Origin of the sequence: Rhabdonatronobacter sediminivivens (assembly GCF_013415485.1) — a bacterium.
GTDB classification, from domain to species: Bacteria; Pseudomonadota; Alphaproteobacteria; order Rhodobacterales; family Rhodobacteraceae; genus Rhabdonatronobacter; species Rhabdonatronobacter sediminivivens.
The window spans coordinates 63,926-82,764 of record NZ_JACBXS010000013.1 but is presented as its reverse complement, the minus strand read 5'-3'; the positions used below and the strand labels follow the sequence as shown (position 1 = coordinate 82,764).

At 66.4% G+C, this 18,839-nt stretch carries 19 protein-coding genes and 1 tRNA gene; 12 read left to right on the top strand and 8 right to left on the bottom strand.

The genetic code is table 11. From position 1 onward, the window contains the following. Positions 1-17 precede the first annotated feature (17 nt). The gene (locus HUK65_RS08280) at positions 18-1,466 is read right to left on the bottom strand and encodes a ferredoxin reductase family protein (protein WP_179905684.1); all 1,449 of its coding nucleotides are present in this window, start codon (positions 1,464-1,466) and stop codon (positions 18-20) included. A 139-nt stretch (positions 1,467-1,605) separates the two neighbouring features. Between HUK65_RS08280 and HUK65_RS08275 the strand changes: the two genes are divergently transcribed. Then, positions 1,606-2,697, top strand: coding sequence for a polyheme membrane-associated cytochrome C (locus tag HUK65_RS08275; RefSeq protein WP_235441842.1), 1,092 nt, complete (start codon positions 1,606-1,608; stop codon positions 2,695-2,697). 126 nt (positions 2,698-2,823) lie between these two features. Here HUK65_RS08275 and lipB read toward each other — a convergent pair whose 3' ends face one another. After that, positions 2,824-3,468, bottom strand: coding sequence for a lipoyl(octanoyl) transferase LipB (lipB, locus tag HUK65_RS08270; RefSeq protein WP_179905683.1), 645 nt, complete (start codon positions 3,466-3,468; stop codon positions 2,824-2,826). Between the two features lie 190 nt (positions 3,469-3,658). On the opposite strand from lipB, the gene HUK65_RS08265 reads away from it, so the two are divergent. The 5 genes from HUK65_RS08265 (at position 3,659) to HUK65_RS08245 (ending at position 8,625) form a co-directional block, all read left to right on the top strand. Beyond that, positions 3,659-3,745: transfer RNA gene (locus HUK65_RS08265), tRNA-Leu, on the top strand. A gap of 305 nt (positions 3,746-4,050) precedes the next feature. Further along, complete coding sequence (locus tag HUK65_RS08260; RefSeq protein ID WP_179905682.1) at positions 4,051-5,151, top strand: ABC transporter ATP-binding protein; 1,101 nt, start codon at positions 4,051-4,053, stop codon at positions 5,149-5,151. 106 nt (positions 5,152-5,257) lie between these two features. Then, positions 5,258-6,364, top strand: a complete 1,107-nt coding sequence (locus HUK65_RS08255) for an ABC transporter substrate-binding protein (protein ID WP_179905681.1) — start codon at positions 5,258-5,260, stop codon at positions 6,362-6,364. A 95-nt stretch (positions 6,365-6,459) separates the two neighbouring features. Further along, positions 6,460-7,761 carry an ABC transporter permease gene (locus HUK65_RS08250; protein WP_179905680.1) on the top strand — a complete coding sequence of 434 codons (1,302 nt, stop codon included), beginning with the start codon at positions 6,460-6,462 and terminating at the stop codon, positions 7,759-7,761. Between the two features lie 12 nt (positions 7,762-7,773). Further along, a complete protein-coding gene (locus tag HUK65_RS08245; RefSeq protein WP_179905679.1) occupies positions 7,774-8,625 on the top strand; it encodes an ABC transporter permease in 852 nt (283 codons plus the stop codon). 47 nt (positions 8,626-8,672) lie between these two features. Here the strand turns inward: HUK65_RS08245 and HUK65_RS08240 are convergent, their stop codons facing one another. After that, on the bottom strand, positions 8,673-9,425 hold the full coding sequence (locus HUK65_RS08240) for a lipopolysaccharide kinase InaA family protein (protein WP_179905678.1): 753 nt from the start codon (positions 9,423-9,425) through the stop codon (positions 8,673-8,675). Positions 9,426-9,570: 145 nt separating this feature from the next. On the opposite strand from HUK65_RS08240, the gene ftsY reads away from it, so the two are divergent. Continuing rightward, positions 9,571-10,761, top strand: a complete 1,191-nt coding sequence (ftsY, locus tag HUK65_RS08235; RefSeq protein WP_179905677.1) for a signal recognition particle-docking protein FtsY — start codon at positions 9,571-9,573, stop codon at positions 10,759-10,761. Positions 10,762-10,845: 84 nt separating this feature from the next. Here ftsY and HUK65_RS08230 read toward each other — a convergent pair whose 3' ends face one another. The 4 genes from HUK65_RS08230 to hisA form a co-directional block, all read right to left on the bottom strand. Continuing rightward, positions 10,846-11,418, bottom strand: a complete 573-nt coding sequence (locus HUK65_RS08230) for an RSP_2648 family PIN domain-containing protein (protein ID WP_179905676.1) — start codon at positions 11,416-11,418, stop codon at positions 10,846-10,848. Continuing rightward, positions 11,415-12,608 carry an RSP_2647 family RNA methyltransferase gene (locus HUK65_RS08225; protein ID WP_179905675.1) on the bottom strand — a complete coding sequence of 398 codons (1,194 nt, stop codon included), beginning with the start codon at positions 12,606-12,608 and terminating at the stop codon, positions 11,415-11,417. Before HUK65_RS08225 ends, HUK65_RS08230 begins: the two co-directional genes overlap by 4 nt. Positions 12,609-12,781: 173 nt before the next feature. Next, on the bottom strand, positions 12,782-13,753 hold the full coding sequence (gene cobS / locus HUK65_RS08220) for a cobaltochelatase subunit CobS (protein WP_407692423.1): 972 nt from the start codon (positions 13,751-13,753) through the stop codon (positions 12,782-12,784). A 103-nt stretch (positions 13,754-13,856) separates the two neighbouring features. Further along, positions 13,857-14,582, bottom strand: coding sequence for a 1-(5-phosphoribosyl)-5-[(5-phosphoribosylamino)methylideneamino]imidazole-4-carboxamide isomerase (gene hisA / locus HUK65_RS08215; protein WP_179905673.1), 726 nt, complete (start codon positions 14,580-14,582; stop codon positions 13,857-13,859). Positions 14,583-14,763: 181 nt separating this feature from the next. Between hisA and HUK65_RS08210 the strand changes: the two genes are divergently transcribed. The 5 genes from HUK65_RS08210 (at position 14,764) to HUK65_RS08190 (ending at position 18,155) form a co-directional block, all read left to right on the top strand. Continuing rightward, the gene (locus tag HUK65_RS08210; protein ID WP_179905672.1) at positions 14,764-15,159 is read left to right on the top strand and encodes a DUF2147 domain-containing protein; all 396 of its coding nucleotides are present in this window, start codon (positions 14,764-14,766) and stop codon (positions 15,157-15,159) included. Between the two features lie 127 nt (positions 15,160-15,286). After that, positions 15,287-15,886 (top strand): superoxide dismutase, encoded by a 600-nt coding sequence (locus tag HUK65_RS08205; protein WP_179905671.1) that lies wholly within the window; start codon positions 15,287-15,289, stop codon positions 15,884-15,886. A 134-nt stretch (positions 15,887-16,020) separates the two neighbouring features. Continuing rightward, complete coding sequence (locus HUK65_RS08200) at positions 16,021-16,740, top strand: hypothetical protein (RefSeq protein WP_179905670.1); 720 nt, start codon at positions 16,021-16,023, stop codon at positions 16,738-16,740. Beyond that, entirely contained in the window at positions 16,740-17,570 is an 831-nt protein-coding gene (locus HUK65_RS08195; protein WP_179905669.1) for a hypothetical protein, read from the top strand. The genes HUK65_RS08200 and HUK65_RS08195 overlap by 1 nt, the downstream gene beginning before the upstream one ends. A gap of 135 nt (positions 17,571-17,705) precedes the next feature. Then, complete coding sequence (locus HUK65_RS08190; protein WP_179905668.1) at positions 17,706-18,155, top strand: baeRF12 domain-containing protein; 450 nt, start codon at positions 17,706-17,708, stop codon at positions 18,153-18,155. Between the two features lie 75 nt (positions 18,156-18,230). On the opposite strand, the gene HUK65_RS08185 is transcribed toward HUK65_RS08190, so the two are convergent. Next, entirely contained in the window at positions 18,231-18,692 is a 462-nt protein-coding gene (locus HUK65_RS08185; protein WP_235441841.1) for an outer membrane protein assembly factor BamE, read from the bottom strand. Between the last annotated feature and the right edge of the window lie 147 nt (positions 18,693-18,839).

Below are 18,839 nucleotides of genomic sequence, written 5' to 3'. Positions count from 1 at the left end.
CATGCGCAGGTGGTGTTTCAGCCCGCCAGCACCGCGAAACCGGCCACCAGCACACCCAGGGCGGCACCGACAGACACAAACGCCCTGGTGCGGGCGCGGTCCTGGCGTGACCGGGTGCCCCCGGCATAGTCGAAGCGTTCGTAGATCACATTGGCCATGGGCAGTCCCAGGTCCAGCAGCGCATCCGACACCGCCACCACCATCGGCCCCGGGCCGCAGATCATGGCCTTGGTCCGGGCGGGGTCCAGCCCCTCCAGCATCGCACGCAAACGCTCAGGCGTCAGGCGGCCCTGTGCCATGTCCGGCTCGGCCGGGCCGTCCTCGGTCAACAGCCAGAGTTTCAGGTCCAGCCCGGCGTCGGCCGCGATTCGCCGCAATTCTTCAAGGCAGGCGAAATTCTGCGGCTGGCCCACGGCATAGGCCAGGCGGACCGGCCTGCGATCCCCCCGTTCGGCCATGTCGCGCAGGATGCCCAGCAGCGGTGCGATCCCCACGCCGCCGCCGATCAGCAGCACCGCCGCCGGATCATGGGCCTCGAGGGTGAATTCGCCATAGGGGCCGTCGATCCCTATGCTGCAGCCTTCGGGCAACTGACCGATCTGGCTGGTGTAATCGCCCGCCTCCTTGATCAGCAGGCTGAGCCCCGGGCGCGCCGGGCTGTCGGCAATGGAAAACGGATGGTCCAGCAGCGGAAACCGGCGGCCCCGGTCGGTCATCCAGACGAATTGCCCGGCGTGATAGGGCAGGGGCGGGGTGCCGGGCGCGGGCTGGATGTCCAGTTCCCACATGCGGTCGGCGCGTTTTGTCACGGCCTGCAGCCGCCAGGGATGGCGGTGCAGATGCCACCAGCGCCAGCCGTAAAGCGTGGCCATGACCGCCGCGATCCCTGCACCCAGCAGCCACCAGAAGCCCGCAACCGGCCCTTCGGCGCTGAACCTGCCCACCGCGATGGCATGGTGCAGCCCGCCGATCACGGCCACCAGCGCCAGCACGACATGGGTTGCGCGCCACAGCTCATAGGGCAGGGGCAGCCGTTCGCGCAGGGCAGAGCTGACCACCAGCAGCAGCAGCGCCCCCAGCGCCCCCACGCCGCTGCGATAGCCGGGATCGGTCACGTAGAACTCCAGCCGGATGCGCGCCAGGGCCGGGTCTGCGGCCCATGTGGGCAGAACATACAGCAGCGGATGCGCCAGCACCGCCAGCAGCAGCCACCAGGCGGCGATCTTGTGAAAGCTCATGATCTTGTCGATGCCGAGTTGCCCCGAGGCTGCCTCGAACCGCCCCGAGGTGACGAATTGCACCGCCATTCCGGCCAGTGCGACGATCCCCAGCGCTGCGGCCGCATACTCCCACAGCGCCGCCGGGGCCACCCGCTGCGCCAGTGCCAGCGCCAGCGGAACGGCCATGCCCAGCAAATAGATCATGGCCAGTGTGCGGCCTGAAAACCGCGGCAGTATCGCGTGCATCCCGTCTGTTTCCCTTGTTTCAGGCCGCGCTTGCAGGCAGCATGATGCATATCGGAACATGAAGCATTGACGGGAATCAAGTGCCGTTGATCATCGGTATCTGGCAAGTGGCCACCGTTCGGTAGCAGGGAGGGGTGATATGCGTTTTGTGACATTTGCGCTGGCGGTTGTGGTTCTGTTGATGCCGGCGCAGGCGCGGGCTGATGACAACGGCCTTGTGGGGCTGGAGCGGATCGTTGCGGCCTGGCTGGCCTCACCCCATGGGGATTATCATTCGCCTTCCTTCACCTATTGGAACGAGGCCGGTGAGGTGCCCGAATCCTGTGCGATCTGCCATTCGGAAACCGGATTTCTGGATTTCCTGGGTTCGGACGGGTCCGAAGCCGGAAGCGTGCACCGCGCGGGGGCGATCAATTCGCCGATCGGCTGCGCCTCGTGCCACACGGCCGAGGCGCATGCGCTGGACGCTGTCACCTTTCCGGCGGGCATCACCGTGGACGGGCTGGGGATGGAGGCGACCTGCAACGTCTGCCACGGCGGGCGGCAGTCCGGCGATGCCGTCGTCAACCGGGTCGCGGATATGGATGCTGACACGGTCAGTGCCGATCTGTCCTTCATCAATATTCACTACGGCCCCGCCGCGGCGGTGACCCTGGGCGCCGATGTGCGTCCGGGATTGCAGTATGACGGGCGCAGCTATGCGGGCCGGTTCATGCATGTGCCGGGTGCGGCCACCTGCAGCGACTGCCACAGCCCCCACAGCACCCAGTTGTCGCAGGCGGTGGTCGAGGGCTGCGTGGCCTGCCACCAGGGCGGGGCGGAGGATCTGCGCGATATCCGCACCCAGCACCGCGATTTCGCCGGAACCGGCGACCGGTCTGGCGGCATTCACGCCGAGATCGTCGCGCTGGAGGCAAAGCTGTTCGAGGCCATCCGCCTTTATGCCGCTGAGGTCGCAGGCACGCCCATCGCCTATGGGGCGGGGTTTCCCTATTTCTTCGTGGACCAGGATGGCTCGGGCGCGGCGACGGGCGATGCGCTGAGCCGGGACAACCGCTATCAGGCGTTTACCCCGCGGCTGCTGAAGGCAGCGTATAACTATCAGGTCTCGCGCAAGTCGCCGGGGGGGTATGTGCATAACCCCCGCTACATGTTGCAGATCCTGCATGACAGCCTGGTGGATCTGGCCGAGGCGGTGGAGATCGATGTTTCGGGGGTATCGCGGCCCTGAGGTTGCTTTGGGGTGAGTAGGGGCAGAAAGCGCCCTCGGGCCGCGCCCACCCACCCACCCTGCGCGCCCCGAGGGCGCTGCCCGCGCAAGCGCGGGCCGGGCACGGGCGTCCGGCGTGGCGCGGTTTCAGAAATGGCGCGGAAAGCTGCGCTTCAGCGCCAGATCGACGTCATGGAGGGTGACCGGCAGGCCCAGATCCACCAGGCTGGTCACCCCGTGCCCGGTGATCCCGCAGGGCACGATCCCGTCATAATGGCTCAGATCCGGTTCAACATTGATCGCCAGCCCGTGAAAGCTGACCCAGCGGCGCAGCTTGATGCCGATGGCGGCGATCTTGTCCTCGCGCGGGGTGCCATCGGGCAGGGGGGGCTTGTCAGGGCGCGTGACCCAGACGCCGACGCGGCCCGCGCGGCGTTCGCCGGTCACATTGAATTCGGCCAGGGTGTCGATCACCCAATCCTCCAAAGCGGTGACGAAGCGGCGCACGTCGCGTTCGCGCCGGTTCAGATCCAGCATGACATAGCCCACGCGCTGGCCGGGGCCGTGATAGGTGTATTGCCCGCCCCGCCCCGCCACATGCACCGGAAAGCGCCCCGGGTCGGTGAGGTCCTGCGATTGCGCGCTGGTGCCGGCGGTGTAAAGCGGCGGATGCTCCAGCAGCCAGATCGATTCGGGCGCGCGACCGGCGGCGATTTCGGCAACATGGGCCTCCATCGCGGACAGCGTCTGGCGGTAATCGGCCAGCCCTTCGATCATGCGCCATTCGGGCATCGGGGACTCCAGCAGGCAGCGGCGTATGGCGCCAAGCTTCTGCCTAGCCCGGGGAAGGCGACGGGAAAAGCCGAAAAAACCGCGCGCGGTCCGCAGGCCCTGGCAAGAGTGTCCAAAAACGGGTGCGGCGCGCGAATTCCCTCTTCACAAGGGCGGGGGCAACGGCTACAGACGCGCCTGTCACGGATGTGCGGTCGTGGCGGAATTGGTAGACGCGCAGCGTTGAGGTCGCTGTGGGGTAACTCCCGTGGAGGTTCGAGTCCTCTCGACCGCACCATCATTCAGGCCCGAAGCCATGCTGAACACTGTTCAGGATTTGGGCGCCTGCCGGATTATTGCGCATTTCAGAGGTCCGGGTCGCCGCCCGGTTGGGATGGCGGGCATCGCGCCCGCCAGAGAATCGCCTTCTGCGCCGTGATTTCAGGTGGAATTGACCTGTATTCTGCGTTTTTTCCGGTCGATTGTTCTGGATTGAGGCTCCGGGGCGGAAAACAGGACAATACGGTTGCACAACGCATACCTGTTCGGTTTATGATCAGAACCAACAAGGCAGGAAAGCTGCCGGAGAACAGGGAGAAAAGCGTGAGTGATTCCAGTCCGGATGACGGCTTTGTCACGTTCGATCGCGTTCAGAAAAGCTATGATGGTGAAACGCTGGTCGTGAAAGATCTGAACCTGTCGATCGGCAGGGGTGAGTTCATGACCATGCTTGGACCCTCGGGGTCGGGCAAGACCACTTGCCTGATGATGCTGGCGGGGTTCGAAACCGCAACCTCGGGCGAGATCACGCTGGGGGGCAATCCCATCAACAGTGTCCCGCCGCACAAGCGTGGGATCGGCATGGTGTTCCAGAACTATGCACTGTTCCCGCATATGACCGTGGGCGAGAACCTCTCCTTTCCGCTTGAAGTGCGCGGCATGGGCAAGTCGGAGCGTGAGCAGAAGGTCAAGCGCGCGCTGGATATGGTGCAGATGGGCAATTTCGCCGGGCGCCGTCCGGCGCAGCTTTCGGGCGGACAGCAGCAGCGTATCGCCCTGGCGCGTGCGCTGGTGTTCGAACCGGACCTGGTGCTGATGGATGAGCCGCTGGGCGCGCTGGACAAGAACCTGCGTGAGCGGATGCAGTATGAGATCAAGCACATCCACGAAAGCCTGGGCGTCACGGTGGTCTATGTGACCCATGACCAGACCGAGGCATTGACCATGTCGGACAATGTTGCCGTGTTCGACGATGGCCGCATCCAGCAGCTTGCCCCGCCGGCGGTGCTGTATGAAAAGCCGGACAACGCCTTTGTTGCGGCCTTCATCGGCGAAAACAACACGCTGCGCGGCAAGGTCGATGCCATTGACGGCAGCACCTGTTCGGTCCGGCTGGACAACGGGTCGGTGGTCAAGGCGTTGCGCGTGAATGTTGAAGGGACAGGCGTTCAGTCTACCCTTTCACTGCGCCCCGAACGTGTCGTTCTGGGCGAGGGCGCGGCGGAGCGACCCAACAGCTTCGAGGCCGAAGTTCTGGAGTTGATTTATCTCGGCGACCATATTCGCGTGCGCATGAATGTCTGTGGCGATGATGAATTCATCGTCAAGGTGCCTAACAATGCCGATGGCCGCGACATGAAGGTCGGCCAGAAGGCGCCCGTTGGATGGAGTATCGAGGATTGTCGCGCTCTGGACCCGTCCTGAAGCTGCGCGACATACGATCAGTGATGCCCGGAAATCGCTGCGGCGTCACTACAACAAGACCGGACGAGGGACCGGAGCAAGTTACCAACCAAGGAGGTAAGTTCGAATGAAATCGACCCTGAAAATGATCGGTGCGGGAACCGCCGCCAGCGTTCTGGCGCTGAGCGCGGCACATGCAGATGATCCGGTGTCGCTGACCATCGTGTCCTGGGGCGGCGCCTATACTGCCAGCCAGGTGCGCGCCTATCATGAGCCCTGGATGGAAATGAACCCGCATGTGACCATCATCAACGACGATGGTTCGGCCAACGCACTGGCCAGCCTGCGCGCACAGGCGCAGGCCGGGAATGTGACCTGGGACCTGGTGGACATGCTGCCGTCGGACGCACAGCTTGCCTGTGAAGAAGGCATCATCATGCCCATCGACCATGACGAAATGCTGGCCGCTGCGCCCGATGGCACACCGCCGTCCGAGGACTTCCTGCCCGGATCGCTGGGCGAGTGCTTCATCCCGCAGATCCTTTACTCGACCGTGCTGACCTACCGTCCCGGCGCTTTCCCCGACGACGCCCAGCCGAGCAGCATCGCCGATCTGTTTGATGTGGAGAACTTCCCTGGCCGCCGCGCGCTGCAGGACCGCCCCGGCACCAACCTGGAATGGGCGCTCTATGCTGATGGCGTGGACCCGGATGACATCTATGACGTGCTGAGCACCCCCGAAGGCGTGGACCGCGCGTTTGCAAAGCTCGACACGATCAAGGATCACATCATCTTCTGGACCGAAGGCGCGCAGGCGCCGCAGTTGCTGGCTGATGGTGAAGTCGCCTTTGCCACCGGCTATAACGGCCGGATGTTCGATGCCATCGAAGTCGAAGGCATGGAGGCCGAGATCATCTGGGACGGCCAGGTTGTCGAATGGGACGGCTGGGTTGTGCCCGCGGATGGCCCGAACCTTGAAGCGGTGATGGACTATCTGTATTTCGCCACCGACACGCAGCGTCTGGCAGATCAGGCTCAGTTCATCAGCTACGGCCCGGCGCGTGCCTCGTCCTCGGAACTGGTCGGCCAGCATGCCGATCTGGGGATCGACATGGCGCCGCACATGCCGTCCGCGCCGGAAAACTACTTCGCGCCCATCGTTCTGGATAACGACTTCTGGGTCGATTACGGCGATGAGCTGCGCGAGCGTTTCGCCAACTGGATGCTGCAGTAATCCTGCGGTTCTGATCCTGGCCGGGGCGCCTGTTGCGCGCCCCGGCCCACCAAAAGCCGCATGCGGGCAAACCGCCGGCTCACGGGGAGACAACGATGGCGCAGGCTGATGCGACTATGATGGGTGGCGCAGGGGCGTCATCGGGCACGGAAAAGCTGGTCACGGCCGAGGGGGTCCCCCTCAAGCGCGCGCTTGAACGCGCGCAACGTCGGCGCAAGCTCATGGCCTTTGCGCTGGTGGTGCCCTTGCTGGCCTTCATCCTGACGGTATTCGTGTTCCCGATTGCCCAGATGATGTGGCTCAGCGTCAAGAACGATCAGATCGTGAACGCGATCCCGCGAACGCTTGAGGAGCTGCGCGACTGGGACGGTCGCGAGCTTCCAGACGAAGCCGTCTTTGCCGCACTTCACGCCGATCTGATGGAAGACCTGGAGCGCCCGCGCCGGGAACAGGCCACGGGGCCGATGGGCATCCGGCTGAACTACGAACTCAGCGCCGCGCGCAGCGCCGTGTCGCGCACCGCCCGTGCTGCATCGGGTTTCGAGGCACCTTACAAGGAGGCCTTCATTGATGCGCACCGGCTCTGGGGCGACCCCGAGCTGTGGCGGATCATCAAGCGCGAAGGGCGTCCGCTGACCGCGTCCTATTATGTTGCCGCACTGGACCGCCAGTATGACGAGGACGGGCGGATCGTGCAGCGCGATGAAAACCGCCGGATCTATGTCTCGCTCTTTGGCCGGACACTGATGCTGAGCGTGATCATCACCGGCATGACCTTCCTGCTGGGCTTTCCGATCGCGTTCTACATGTCGATCCTGCCCATGCGGCATGCCAATCTTCTGATGATCTGTGTCCTTCTGCCCTTCTGGACCTCGCTTCTGGTGCGCACATCGGCGTGGATCGTGTTGCTGCAACAACAGGGGGTCATCAACACGGGGCTGGTGACATTGGGGATCATCGATGATGAGAACCGATTGTCTATGATCTACAACATGACCGGCACGATCATCGCCATGACCCATATCCTGCTGCCCTTCATGGTGCTGCCGCTCTATTCGGTGATGCGCACCATCCCGCCCAGCTACATGCGCGCGGCCAAGTCGCTGGGGGCCACGCCCTGGACGGCCTTCCGCCGGGTCTATTTCCCGCAGACCCTGCCGGGGATAGGCGCGGGCGGGGTGCTCGTCTTCATCATCTCCATCGGCTATTACATCACGCCGGCGCTGGTGGGCGGGCAGTCCGGGCGCATGATCTCGAACGAAATCGCACGTCACATCCAGCAATCCCTGAACTGGGGCCTTGCGGCGGCGCTGGGGACCATGCTGCTGGTCGGTGTGCTGGCGCTCTACTGGCTGTACAACCGGCTTGTCGGCGCTGACAGCCTGAAGCTCGGGTAAGGGAGAACACAGATGTCCATGCCCGCCTATTACACCACCAAGGACAAGATCTGGCATTACACCTTTCGGGTGATCTGCTTTGCGATCTTCTTCTTCCTGCTGGCGCCGATCCTGATCATGATCCCGCTCAGCTTCAACGCGCAGCCCTTCTTCACCTTCACGCGCGAAATGCTGACCCTGAACCCTGACGGGTTCAGCCTGCGCTGGTATCAGGACTTCCTGGAATCGGCCAGTTGGCGGCGTTCGATACAGAACTCCTTTCTGATCGGCATCGCGGCAACCATCATTTCCGCGACGCTGGGCACCCTGGCCGCGCTGGGGCTGTCACGCTCGGAAATGCCGGCCAAGGGGTTGATCATGGGGATTCTGATTTCGCCCATGATCGTGCCGCTGATCATCTCGGCGGCGGGGATGTTCTTCTTCTTTTCCTCGATCAACCTGGCGCAGACCTATCTGGGCGTGATCCTGGCCCATGCAGCGCTTGGCACGCCATTTGTGGTGATCACCGTAACGGCGACGCTGGTGGGGTTCGACCATTCGCTTACCCGGGCGGCGGCAAATCTGGGGGCCTCGCCCACGCGGACCTTCTTCAAGATCACCATGCCGCTGATCCTGCCGGGCATCATCTCTGGGGCGCTCTTCGCCTTCATCACCTCCTTCGATGAGATCGTGGTGGTGCTGTTCGTGGCCGGGGTGGAACAGCGCACGATCCCGCGTGAAATGTGGTCCGGCATCCGCGAGGATATCAGCCCGACCATTCTGGCCGTGGCCACCATTCTGGTGCTGATCTCGGTTGCGCTGCTGACGGTGGTGGAACTGCTGCGCCGCCGGGGCGAGCGTCTGCGCGGCATGAGCCCGGGCTGAACGATCCGCATTGCGAACTGAACCGGGGCGCCGCAGGGCGCCCCGGTTCAGTTGCGGCGCAGCGCATCAAAACGGGCCAGCGTGAGCGGCAGGGCCTGCCATTCCTTGTATCGGCGGTATTGCTTGTGGTCACGCTCATGGTGCTGGATGGGGCGGGTCAGCGGGTCCAGCCAGCGCAGCCGTCGGCACCAGGTTTCGGCAGCGGCCCATCCCCCCATTGTATCGGCAGCGCGATAGGCCGTGCAAAAGGCGGCAACTTCAGGCGTATCGTCCAGGGTCATGGAATAGAGCGCCAGGACAAACTGGATGACGTCAAAGGCGCGGTGGCGTGCCCGGGCGCGGGCGCGGCTGCCGCGTTCGAAGTCCAGAAACCAGATCTGATCTCCATCCCAGCACAGATCGCGGGGGTGGGGGCGGCCATGGGCGATGCCCAGCCCGTGCAGCCGCGCCAGCGCTGTCCCTGCCGCGGCGAAGCACTGCGGGCGCGCGGCGTGGCCGGGGGTGGTCAGGATGCTCTCCAGCGTTTCGCCGCAATCGGGCAGGGCGAACCAGTCCGGCCCTTCGGCGACGACCGGGGGCACCGGCGCACCCATCTGCGCCAGGGTCCGCAATGCGGCACGTTCCCGGCGAAAGCCGCGCGCCGGGTTGCCCTTCTGCAGCCGCCAGCGCAGGGGCAGCACCTCCAGCCGCTTGATCCAGTAGCGGCGTCCGGCATGGTCCAATGGCTGGATGCGTGGCGCATCGGCGGCCGTGGCGCGGTCTTTGAGTGCCCTGGCGAGGGCCGCGTCCGTTTCGGTCATGGCTGCGGTTCCGGCGATGAATGGCGGGCCTGGGGCGCAGGTTCCATAGTTCGGGGCCAAAGGCAACGGTGTGGGGTGGCCGGGGACCCTTCCATCCGAAGGGTCGGTGCAGTAGCAAGAACAGGCAGACAGTGCGGAGGCCGGGATGTCATTCTTCAGGAAGCTCAAGGACCGGATGTTCCGGTCATCCTCGAAGCTGGAGGATGATCTTGACGCGCTGGTGCGCGAAGGTGGGGAGGCGCCCTCGGCTGACGCTCCCGAGGCGCCCGCCCCACCCGCGCCCAGCCCACCCGCATCAGCAAGCCCGCCTGAACCCCCACCACCCGCCCCAGAGCCGACCCCGCCGCCCGCCCCGCGCCCGGCGGTGCCAGCGCCCGGACCCACTCCCGAGCCCACACCGGAAGCCGCCGCACCGGAGGTCCCTGCGCCCGCGCCCCGCAAACCCGGGATGCTGGGGCGGCTGCTGGGCCGGGGCGCTGCCCCCGAGGCCCCGCGCCGGGTGCTGGATGACGAGATGCTCGAGAGCCTCGAGGAGGTGCTGATCCAGGCCGACATGGGCGTGGAAACAGCGCTGCGCGTCACGGCCAACATGGCCGAGGGGCGATTCGGGCGGCGGCTTTCGGTGCCCGAGATCAAGCAGCTTCTGGCTGATGAGGTCACGCGCATTCTGGACCCGGTGGCCCGGCCGATGCCGATCTATCCCAACCGCCCGCAGGTGGTGCTGGTGGTCGGCGTCAACGGGGCGGGCAAGACCACCACCATCGGCAAGCTGGCCAGCCAATTCCGCGCCGCGGGCAAGTCGGTGATGATTGCGGCCGGAGACACGTTTCGCGCCGCGGCGGTGGAGCAGCTGCAGGTCTGGGGCGAACGCGCGGGCGTGCCGGTGATGACCGCGCCTCAGGGCACGGATCCGGCCAGCCTGGCGCATGATGCGCTGACCCGCGCCCGGACCGAGGGCGCCGATCTGTTGCTGATCGACACTGCCGGACGGCTGCAGAACCGTGAGGATCTGATGGCAGAGCTGTCCAAGATCCTGCGGGTGCTGCGCAAGATCGACCCGGATGCGCCGCACAACACGTTGCTGGTGCTGGATGCGACCACGGGCCAGAACGCGCTGAACCAGGTCGAGGTATTCCGCAAAATGGCGGATGTGAGCGGGTTGGTGATGACCAAGCTGGACGGGACTGCCCGCGGCGGTGTGCTGGTGGCCCTGGCCGACCGCTTTGGCCTGCCGATCCATGCCATTGGCGTGGGCGAGCAGATCGACGACCTGCAACCCTTTGATCCGGCCGATTTTGCTGCGGCGCTTGTGGGGCTGGAGCGCGAAGAGGGGTGAGGGGGCTCTCCCGCCCGTCTTCCCCACGCTGACGCGCGGGTCATCCCGTTGGGCCGGGCGCCCGGGCCTGTCGGCCCGGGCGGCTCAGGAGGGACTGTCCTGCGCCAAGGCCTTGCCCAGGCGGGGCAGTCTGGCCCGTTTGAGGAGCGGACGGAGGGGTTGGGCGCGGCCCGAGGCGGCCTCGGTGGTCTGGATGCTGCGGGCGACAGCGGTTTCGACCATGCCGGGGTGGGCCAGCCACAGCTCCATCAGCAGATCGTCCGGGGACTGCGCCCGGAGGCTTTCGGCGGCAAGTGCGCGCCGGGGGAAATCGCGCAGGTTGAGGGTGACAATCCGGTCTGCGCCACCGGTGATGGCGGCGGCAAGCACGTGGCGATCACCGCGGTCAGGGAGATCGAGGCGGGATTCGAGTTCCGGGTCGGCAGCAACTTCGGCCCCCGGCCATGCGGCGCGCAGGCGGGCGATCTTCCCCTGCGCCACTGCCGCCGCGTCGTCACCCGCCCGCGCCGCGGCCAGCTGCCATTCGGCCAGGATGCGCGCCGACCAGAGCGGGGTGAACCCGCCGTTCCCGGCCACGTCCATCAGGATTTCCCGCAGAACGCTGGGAAACAGCACGCAGGCATCCAGCAGGACCACGGGCGGTGCGGGGTGGCTCATCCGTCCAGCCGCCAGAACAGGGCCTTCAGATACCCGCTTTCGGCCAGTTGCGGCAGTTGCGGGTGATCCGGCCCGGCAAAGCCGGTGTGCAGGATCTGCCCCATGCGTCTGGCGCGGCCGATCCCGCGCGTGCAGGCGCTGCGAAAGGCCGCCAGATCGGCGGCGTGCGAGCAGGAGCAGAGCACCAGAAACCCGCCCGGTGCGACCAGTGGCGCGGCCAGCCGGGCCACGCGCTCATAGGCGCGCAGGCCTGCATCCAGCGCACCGCGATGGGGGGCAAAGGCGGGGGGGTCGCAGACCACCAGTTCGAAGCGGGCGCCTTCGGTGGCCAGGGCCTCCATGGTTGCAAAGGCATCGCCCTTGCGGGTGTCCAGCCGCGTGCCATGGCCTGAAAGCGCCGCGCCCTGCGCCGCCAACGCCAGCGCCGGGGCGGAACTGTCGACGGCGAGTGCCCTGTCGGCGCCGCCGGCCAGCGCGGCGAGGGCAAAGCCGCCCACATGGCTGAAGACATCGAGCATCTGCCCGCCGCCCCGCACCAGCCCGGCGGCAAAGGCATGATTGGGCCGCTGGTCATAGAAGAGCCCGGTTTTCTGCCCGCCCATGACATCGGCCAGATAGGTGGCGCGGTTCATCGGAACTTCGACCGGCGCATCGACGCTGCCGCGCAGGACCGTCATTTCCTCGGGCAGGCCTTCGAGGGCACGCGCCCGCCCGGTGCCATTGCAGACCACCCGCGCAACCCCGGTGACGGCGACCAGCGCATCCACCAGCATGTCCAGATGCGCCGCCGCCCAGGCCGCATTGGGCTGGATCACCGCCAGATCTCCGAAACGGTCGATCACCACGCCGGGCAGGCCGTCGGCTTCGGCATGGACCAGGCGGTAGAAGGGGGCGTCAAACAGCCGCCCGCGCAGGGCCAGCGCATGGGTCAGCCGGGTTTCCAGCCAGGCGGGGGTCAGATCCGCGCCGGGGTCATGGTCCAGCACGCGGGCGATGATCTTGGAGTTGGGGTTCACCGTGACCAGCGCCAGGGGCCTGCGCTCGGCATCTTCCAGCACCGCCAGGGCGCCGGGGTCCAGCGCGCGGGTGCGTCGGTCGGTGACAAGCTGGTCGGCATAGACCCAGGGAAACCCATGCCGGATGGGGCGGGGGTCAACCTTTGGGCGCAGGCGGACGATTGGCTTGGACATGCGAGGCACCCCTGTGACGTTGTCCCCGGTCGATAGCCGAGCCGCGCCGCGAAGGCCAGAGGCCCCGCCCCTGACCAGGTGAAGGCCCCGGCCAGGGAAAAGGCCCGGACCACGAAAAAGGGGCCCGGGCCATTTTCCTGGCCGGACCCCTTTGAAAGCTTTGTGACCTGCGTTCAGCCCAGGGCCATGCTGACGGCCGATTCGGGGAGTTCCTCGTCAAAGCAGCGCTGGTAGAACTCGGCCACGGTCTTGCGCTCCAGCTCATCGCATTTGTTCAGGAAGGACAGCCGGAAGGCATAGCCGATGGAGCGGAAGATGCGGGCGTTTTCGGCCCAGTTGATGACCGTGCGCGGGGACATGACGGTGGACAGATCGCCGTTGATGAAGGCGGTGCGGGTCATGTCGGCGACCATCACCATCTGGCTGATCTCCTTGCGGCCCCTGGCGGTGTTATAGGCCGGGTTCTTGGCCAGCACGATGGCCGTTTCGGCATCATGGGACAGGTAGTTCAGCGTCGCCACCAGCGACCAGCGGTCCATCTGCGCCTGGTTGATCTGCTGCACCCCGTGATAAAGCCCCGTGGTATCGCCCAGGCCCACGGTGTTGGCGGTGGCGAACAGGCGGAAGCCGGGGTGGGGGGTAATGACCTCGTTCTGGTCCAGAAGCGTCAGCTTGCCGTCATGCTCCAGCACGCGCTGGATGACGAACATCACATCCGCCCGGCCCGCGTCATATTCGTCGAAGACGATGGCCACCGGGTTGCGCAGCGCCCAGGGCAGGATACCCTCCTGAAACTCGGTCACCTGCTTGCCGTCGCGCAGCTTGATGGCATCCTTGCCGATCAGATCGATCCGGCTGATATGGCTGTCCAGGTTCACGCGCACCGCAGGCCAGTTCAGCCGCGCGGCCACCTGTTCGATATGGGTGGATTTCCCGGTGCCGTGATAGCCCTGGATCATCACCCGGCGGTTGTACTGGAACCCGGCCAGGATGGCGAGCGTGGTATCAGGGTCGAACTTGTAGGTGGGGTCGATGGCGGGCACGCGGTCCGAGCGCTCCTCGAACCCCTTGACCACCATGTCGCTGTCGATCCCGAACACATCCCTCACCGAGATCTCTTCGGTCGGTTTCCCTGTCGCTGCCATGTTCCCGTCCGCCATATGTCCTGTCCGCAGTGCTGCGCTATCGCGCCCTGAATGAAACATATCCCGCCCCGGCGCAAGGGGAAGGCCGATCTGCCGCCCCCACTCAGGCGGCGCGCAGGGTGGCCATCGCCTGCGCCAGGTCCAGCTTGCCGTCATAAAGCGCCCGCCCCGAGATCGCGCCATCCAGCGCCACGCCGCAATCGCGCAGCGCCACCAGATCATCGAGCGAGGACACCCCGCCCGAGGCAATGACCGGCAGCCGCGTGGCCCGCGCCAGCGCCGCCGTGGCCGCCACATTCGGCCCGCCCATGGCGCCATCGCGGTCGATATCGGTGTAGATGATGGCCGCGACGCCCGCATCCTCGAACCGCTGGGCAAGCTCGGTGGCGTTGACCTCGGTCTCGGTCGCCCAGCCGCGGGTGGCCACGCGGCCCGCGCGCGCGTCGATCCCCACCGCCACGCGGCCGGGAAAGGCGCGGGCGGCTTCTGCCACCAGGTCAGGGTCTTCGACTGCCACGGTGCCCAGGATGACCCGGCGCAGGCCCTTGTCCAGCCAGGCCTCGATCGTGGCCAGATCGCGGATGCCGCCGCCAAGCTGGCAGGGCACATCGACCGCCGCCAGGATCGCCTCGACCGCGGCGGCATTGACTGGCGCGCCCGCAAAGGCGCCGTTGAGATCCACCAGATGCAGCCATTCGGCGCCGGCATCGACAAAGGCGCGCGCCTGGGCGGCGGGGTCATCGTTGAATACCGTCGCCTGCTCCATGGCGCCCTTGTAAAGCCGCACGCACTGGCCGTCCTTGAGGTCGATGGCAGGGTAGAGGATCATGCCGCGGTCCTTTCGAGGTGCTTTGGCCGCGCTCATAGCCTCTGACGCAAGACGGGGAAACCCTGATCGGCGGGAAATCGCGGGCCATGCTGTCGCAAGGTCAAGATTGCCCCGGGCCGCGCGTGCAGGGCATCCTGTCGCTGCCGTTCGGGGAGGAACGGTCAGAGGGAGGAGCGAAGACATGCGAAAACTGACAGCGTTTGCCACCGTGGCACTTCTGGCAATGGCGGCCCCGGTGGTCGCCGACCCGGTGCACGGCCTGTGGAAGACCCAGCCCGATGACAACGGCAATTTCGGCCATGTGCGCATGCAGACCTGTTCCAACGGCAAGATCTGCGGCGGTCTGGTGGCGGCTTTTGATGGGAACGGGCGGCAGATGGAGTCCGAAAATATCGGCCGGGCCATCGTCTGGGACATGGAACCGGCCGGGGGTGGCGCCTATCGCAATGGCCGTGTCTGGGCGCCGGACCGGGACCGCACCTATGCCTCGCGGATGGAGCTGCGGGGCAGCGAACTGGGCGTGTCCGGCTGCATCCTGGGCATCTGCCGCGAGCAGGTCTGGACGCGCCAGAACTGAGCCCGGGCGCCCGCCCCGGCGCCCCGGCGCTGCCGCAGGCGCTGTGCCACGGCACTTGACCTTTGGAACGCGAAGGCTCTTATTCCGTTACGTGAACACAGTCACTCTAACGAGAGCGAGGTTGCCAATGGCATTCGAACTTCCTGACCTGCCCTATGCCCACGATGCGCTGGAAAGCCTGGGGATGAGCCGCGAGACCATGGAATTCCACCATGACATCCACCACAAGGCCTATGTCGACAACGGCAACAAGCTGATCGCCGGGACCGAATGGGAAGGCAAGAGCGTGGAGGACATCATCACCGGCACCTACCAGTCCGGTGCGGTGGCGCAATCGGGCATCTTCAACAACGCTTCGCAGCACTGGAACCATGTCCAGTTCTGGGAGATGATGGGCCCGGGCGACAAGAAGATGCCCGGTGAGCTGGAAAAGGCGCTGGTCGAAAGCTTCGGCTCGGTCGACAAGTTCAAGGAGGACTTTGCCGCCGCGGGTGCCGGGCAGTTCGGTTCGGGCTGGTGCTGGCTGGTCAAGGATGCAGACGGCGGGCTGAAGGTCACCAAGACCGAAAACGGCGTGAATCCGCTGTGCTTCGGCCAGACCGCGCTGCTGGGCTGTGACGTGTGGGAGCACAGCTATTACATCGACTTCCGCAACAAGCGCCCGGCTTACCTGTCCAACTTCCTGGAGAAGCTGGTGAACTGGGAAAACGTCGCATCGCGGATGTGATGCAGTCCGGCGCCTTGAGGGCCGAGGCAGGCGCGCGGCACGCGTGGCCGCCTGTCCTGCAGTCGGCGCCGGGGCGTCTTGCGGTTCTGATCGGGGCGGTCGCCACTGTGGCGGCCGCCCTTCCTTATGTGCCCATGGCCGTGCTGGTGCCGGTCTGGCTGGCGCTGGGGCTGGTGGCGGCGCTGCCCGGGGCGGCGAATGCCGCGATCCGGCGCGGGCACCGGCTGCGGGTCTATACGCCGGGATCGCTGCTGCACTGGCTGCGGCGGGGGGCATTCTTGCGCATCACCTGGCACGGGCTGGTGGGTCTGATGGCGGTTGCGGTGCTGCTGGTGCGGCTGGCCGGGTCCGGTGCGGCGTTCTGGCTGGTCTGTGGGTTTGTGGCCGGGGTGGCGGTGGTTGTCCTGCGCCATGGCGCCGGGCTGTCGGGGCGTTTCTATGCGCCTGTGCACCGTGACGCTGGAACGCGCCGCCTGGCGCTGCTGGTGGGGGCGGTGGTCATGGTTGTGGCCTCGTCGGCGGGGGCGCCACCGGTGTGGGAGCGGCCGCCGGCCGCCACGGCGGTGATCGGCGAGGGGCTGGCGCTTAACGCCCAGTGGCTGGGGGCCGAGGCGTGGTTGCGCCTGGAGATCGCGGCGCTGATCCCGTCCTGGGCGGGATGGGTGCTGCAGATACTCCTGTTTGGCGCCAGCGGCTGGGCGGTGGCCGCGCTGACTGTGGCGGCCCTGATGCGCGGGGCGGATGTGGCGCGGGCGGCGGGGGGGCCTCGGACGCTGCCGTTGCATTGCGTCTGGGTGCACCGGGTGCGTTGCTGGCGTTGGCGGTGTTGGCGCTGCTGGGCTGGGTTGCGGTAGTGAGTGCCGAACGCAGCCTGTCGGCCACCGCCCCCGAAGCCCGCCCCGCCGCGCAAGCGCAAATCGCCGCCGAGTGGATCGGCGCCCAGCTCCACCCCGCTGGCACCCGCGACCGCATCGCCGATGGCCGCGCCCGGCTGATCGCGCTGGATGACGCCACGATGCGCGAATTGCGCCTGCAGGCCGATGCCGGGTTCGATGCGATGCTGGATCAGGTCGATCCGTTTCTGGACTGGTATTATTCCCTGCCGGCGGATTATGCGCGGCTGTGGGTTGCGGTTACAGGCGCGGCCCAGGGCGATGCGGAGGGCGCGATCGATCGGTATCTCACCACCCGGCTGACCGATACCCTGCGGACAGACGCGCATCTGGGCCCTTTGCTGCAAGACCTGCGTGCCGAGGGGCTGGCAGAGGCGCGCGCGGCGCAAGCGCTGCGCGAGGCGGCCCTTCTGGCCAACCCGCTCGATGACATCGACCCCGGGCGGCTGGACGTCAAAGCCGCTTTCCCCGCCTTTGATCCTCTGCCAGAGCTGCGCAGCATCGGCCTCTCATCAAGCGTGGAGACGCGGGTGGGGGCTTCGGCCATCATGGGCGGGCTGGGGGCCGTGATCGCAGCGCGCGTCGTGCAGCGGCTGGCCGCGCAGGGGGTGTTGCGGCTGGCCGCGCGGGCGCTGCTGGCGGCGCTGCCGGTCGTCGGCGTGGTTCTGGGGGTGGCGGCCGACAAGGGGATGCTCGCGTTGGAGGAGAACCTCAACCGCGCCGACTTCCGCGCCGAGATCACAGCCGCCATCGAAGCGCAGCGGGCCGAGGTCCTGGCGGCGTTGCACTGATGCCGGAGCAGTCTGGAACCGCCGCGGCCAGCGCGGGTTGATCCGGGTGAGGGGATGGCCCGGGGTTGCGACAAGGCCCCCCAGGCCCCACATCCCGCCCATGCGCCTGGATGGCGCGCAACAGGAGGATCATTCATGGCATTGCTGGCAAAAGGTGTCTGGGCCCTGGTGGCCGATGGCGAACGCGCTCTTTTTCTGGAAAACGAGGGCACTCCGGACAAGCCCCGTCTGGCGCTTCGGCGCAAGCTGGAAAGCGCGGGTGCTGACATGGAACTGGCCGACAAGCCGGGGCGCATGCAGGATACCGGGCGTCAGCAGCTTTCGGCCATGGAACTGACCGACCATGACCGTATCGCCCGGGACCGTTTTGCTCAGTCTGTGGCCGAAACGCTCAATGGCATGGTTGCAAAAAAGGGGATAGAGCGGCTGGTGATCGTGGCGCCGCCGCAGACGCTGTCTGGGCTGCGCGATGGCGTGTCGGACGCCACCCGCGCCGTGATCCTGGCCGAGATCGACAAGGACCTGATCCATCACCCGCTGGACAAGGTCGGCAAGCTGATCGCACAGGATATCGAAAAGGTCTGAGGCCCGCGCCGCATCGGGCGCATGCTGTCCCGGGCGCGCCGTTTTGTCCGCGCCCGGGCGATCAGCCCCTGTCGATCAGCCCCCATCGATCAGGCCGGGTGCGAACCGGCCCAGATTTCCGAACAGGCGCCGCAGCAGGCTGCCGCCGGTGGGGCCGGTGTCGGTGACACGCCGTGACAGGGCGACGACCTGGCCATCATCGATCCCGAAGCGTTCGATATTGCTGACCCGGTCGGCGCTGTCGAAGCTGATCGCCACCACCTGGCGGTCGATCTCAACCGGGGCGCTCCAGCCGCGGCGGACCCAGTCGCTCTGGACGTAATACCAGCCCGCACCCTCCATCAATCCGGCAGCGCCGGGGCGGCCCAGCTTCTCGGCAACGGTGTCGCGGGTGTCGCGGCCAACCTCAACCTCGGCCAGGGCCGCTTCGCTGGGGACAAAGCCGTGGAAACTGGGCTGCGGCGCGCATCCCATGATCAGGACCAGCGCCAGGATCGGAAAAACCCTGCCCCGCGTCAGATGCGTCAGCTTCGTCATGGTGCCCCTCATGCCTTGATGGTGCGGCCTGCACGCGATGGTGCGGCATCCGCTCGATTGGACCCGCCCTGAAGATACGCCCTTTGCGCAACCCTGCCGCAAGGCTTACATAAGCCATGCCGACTGTTCAAGAATGGAACGCTGACG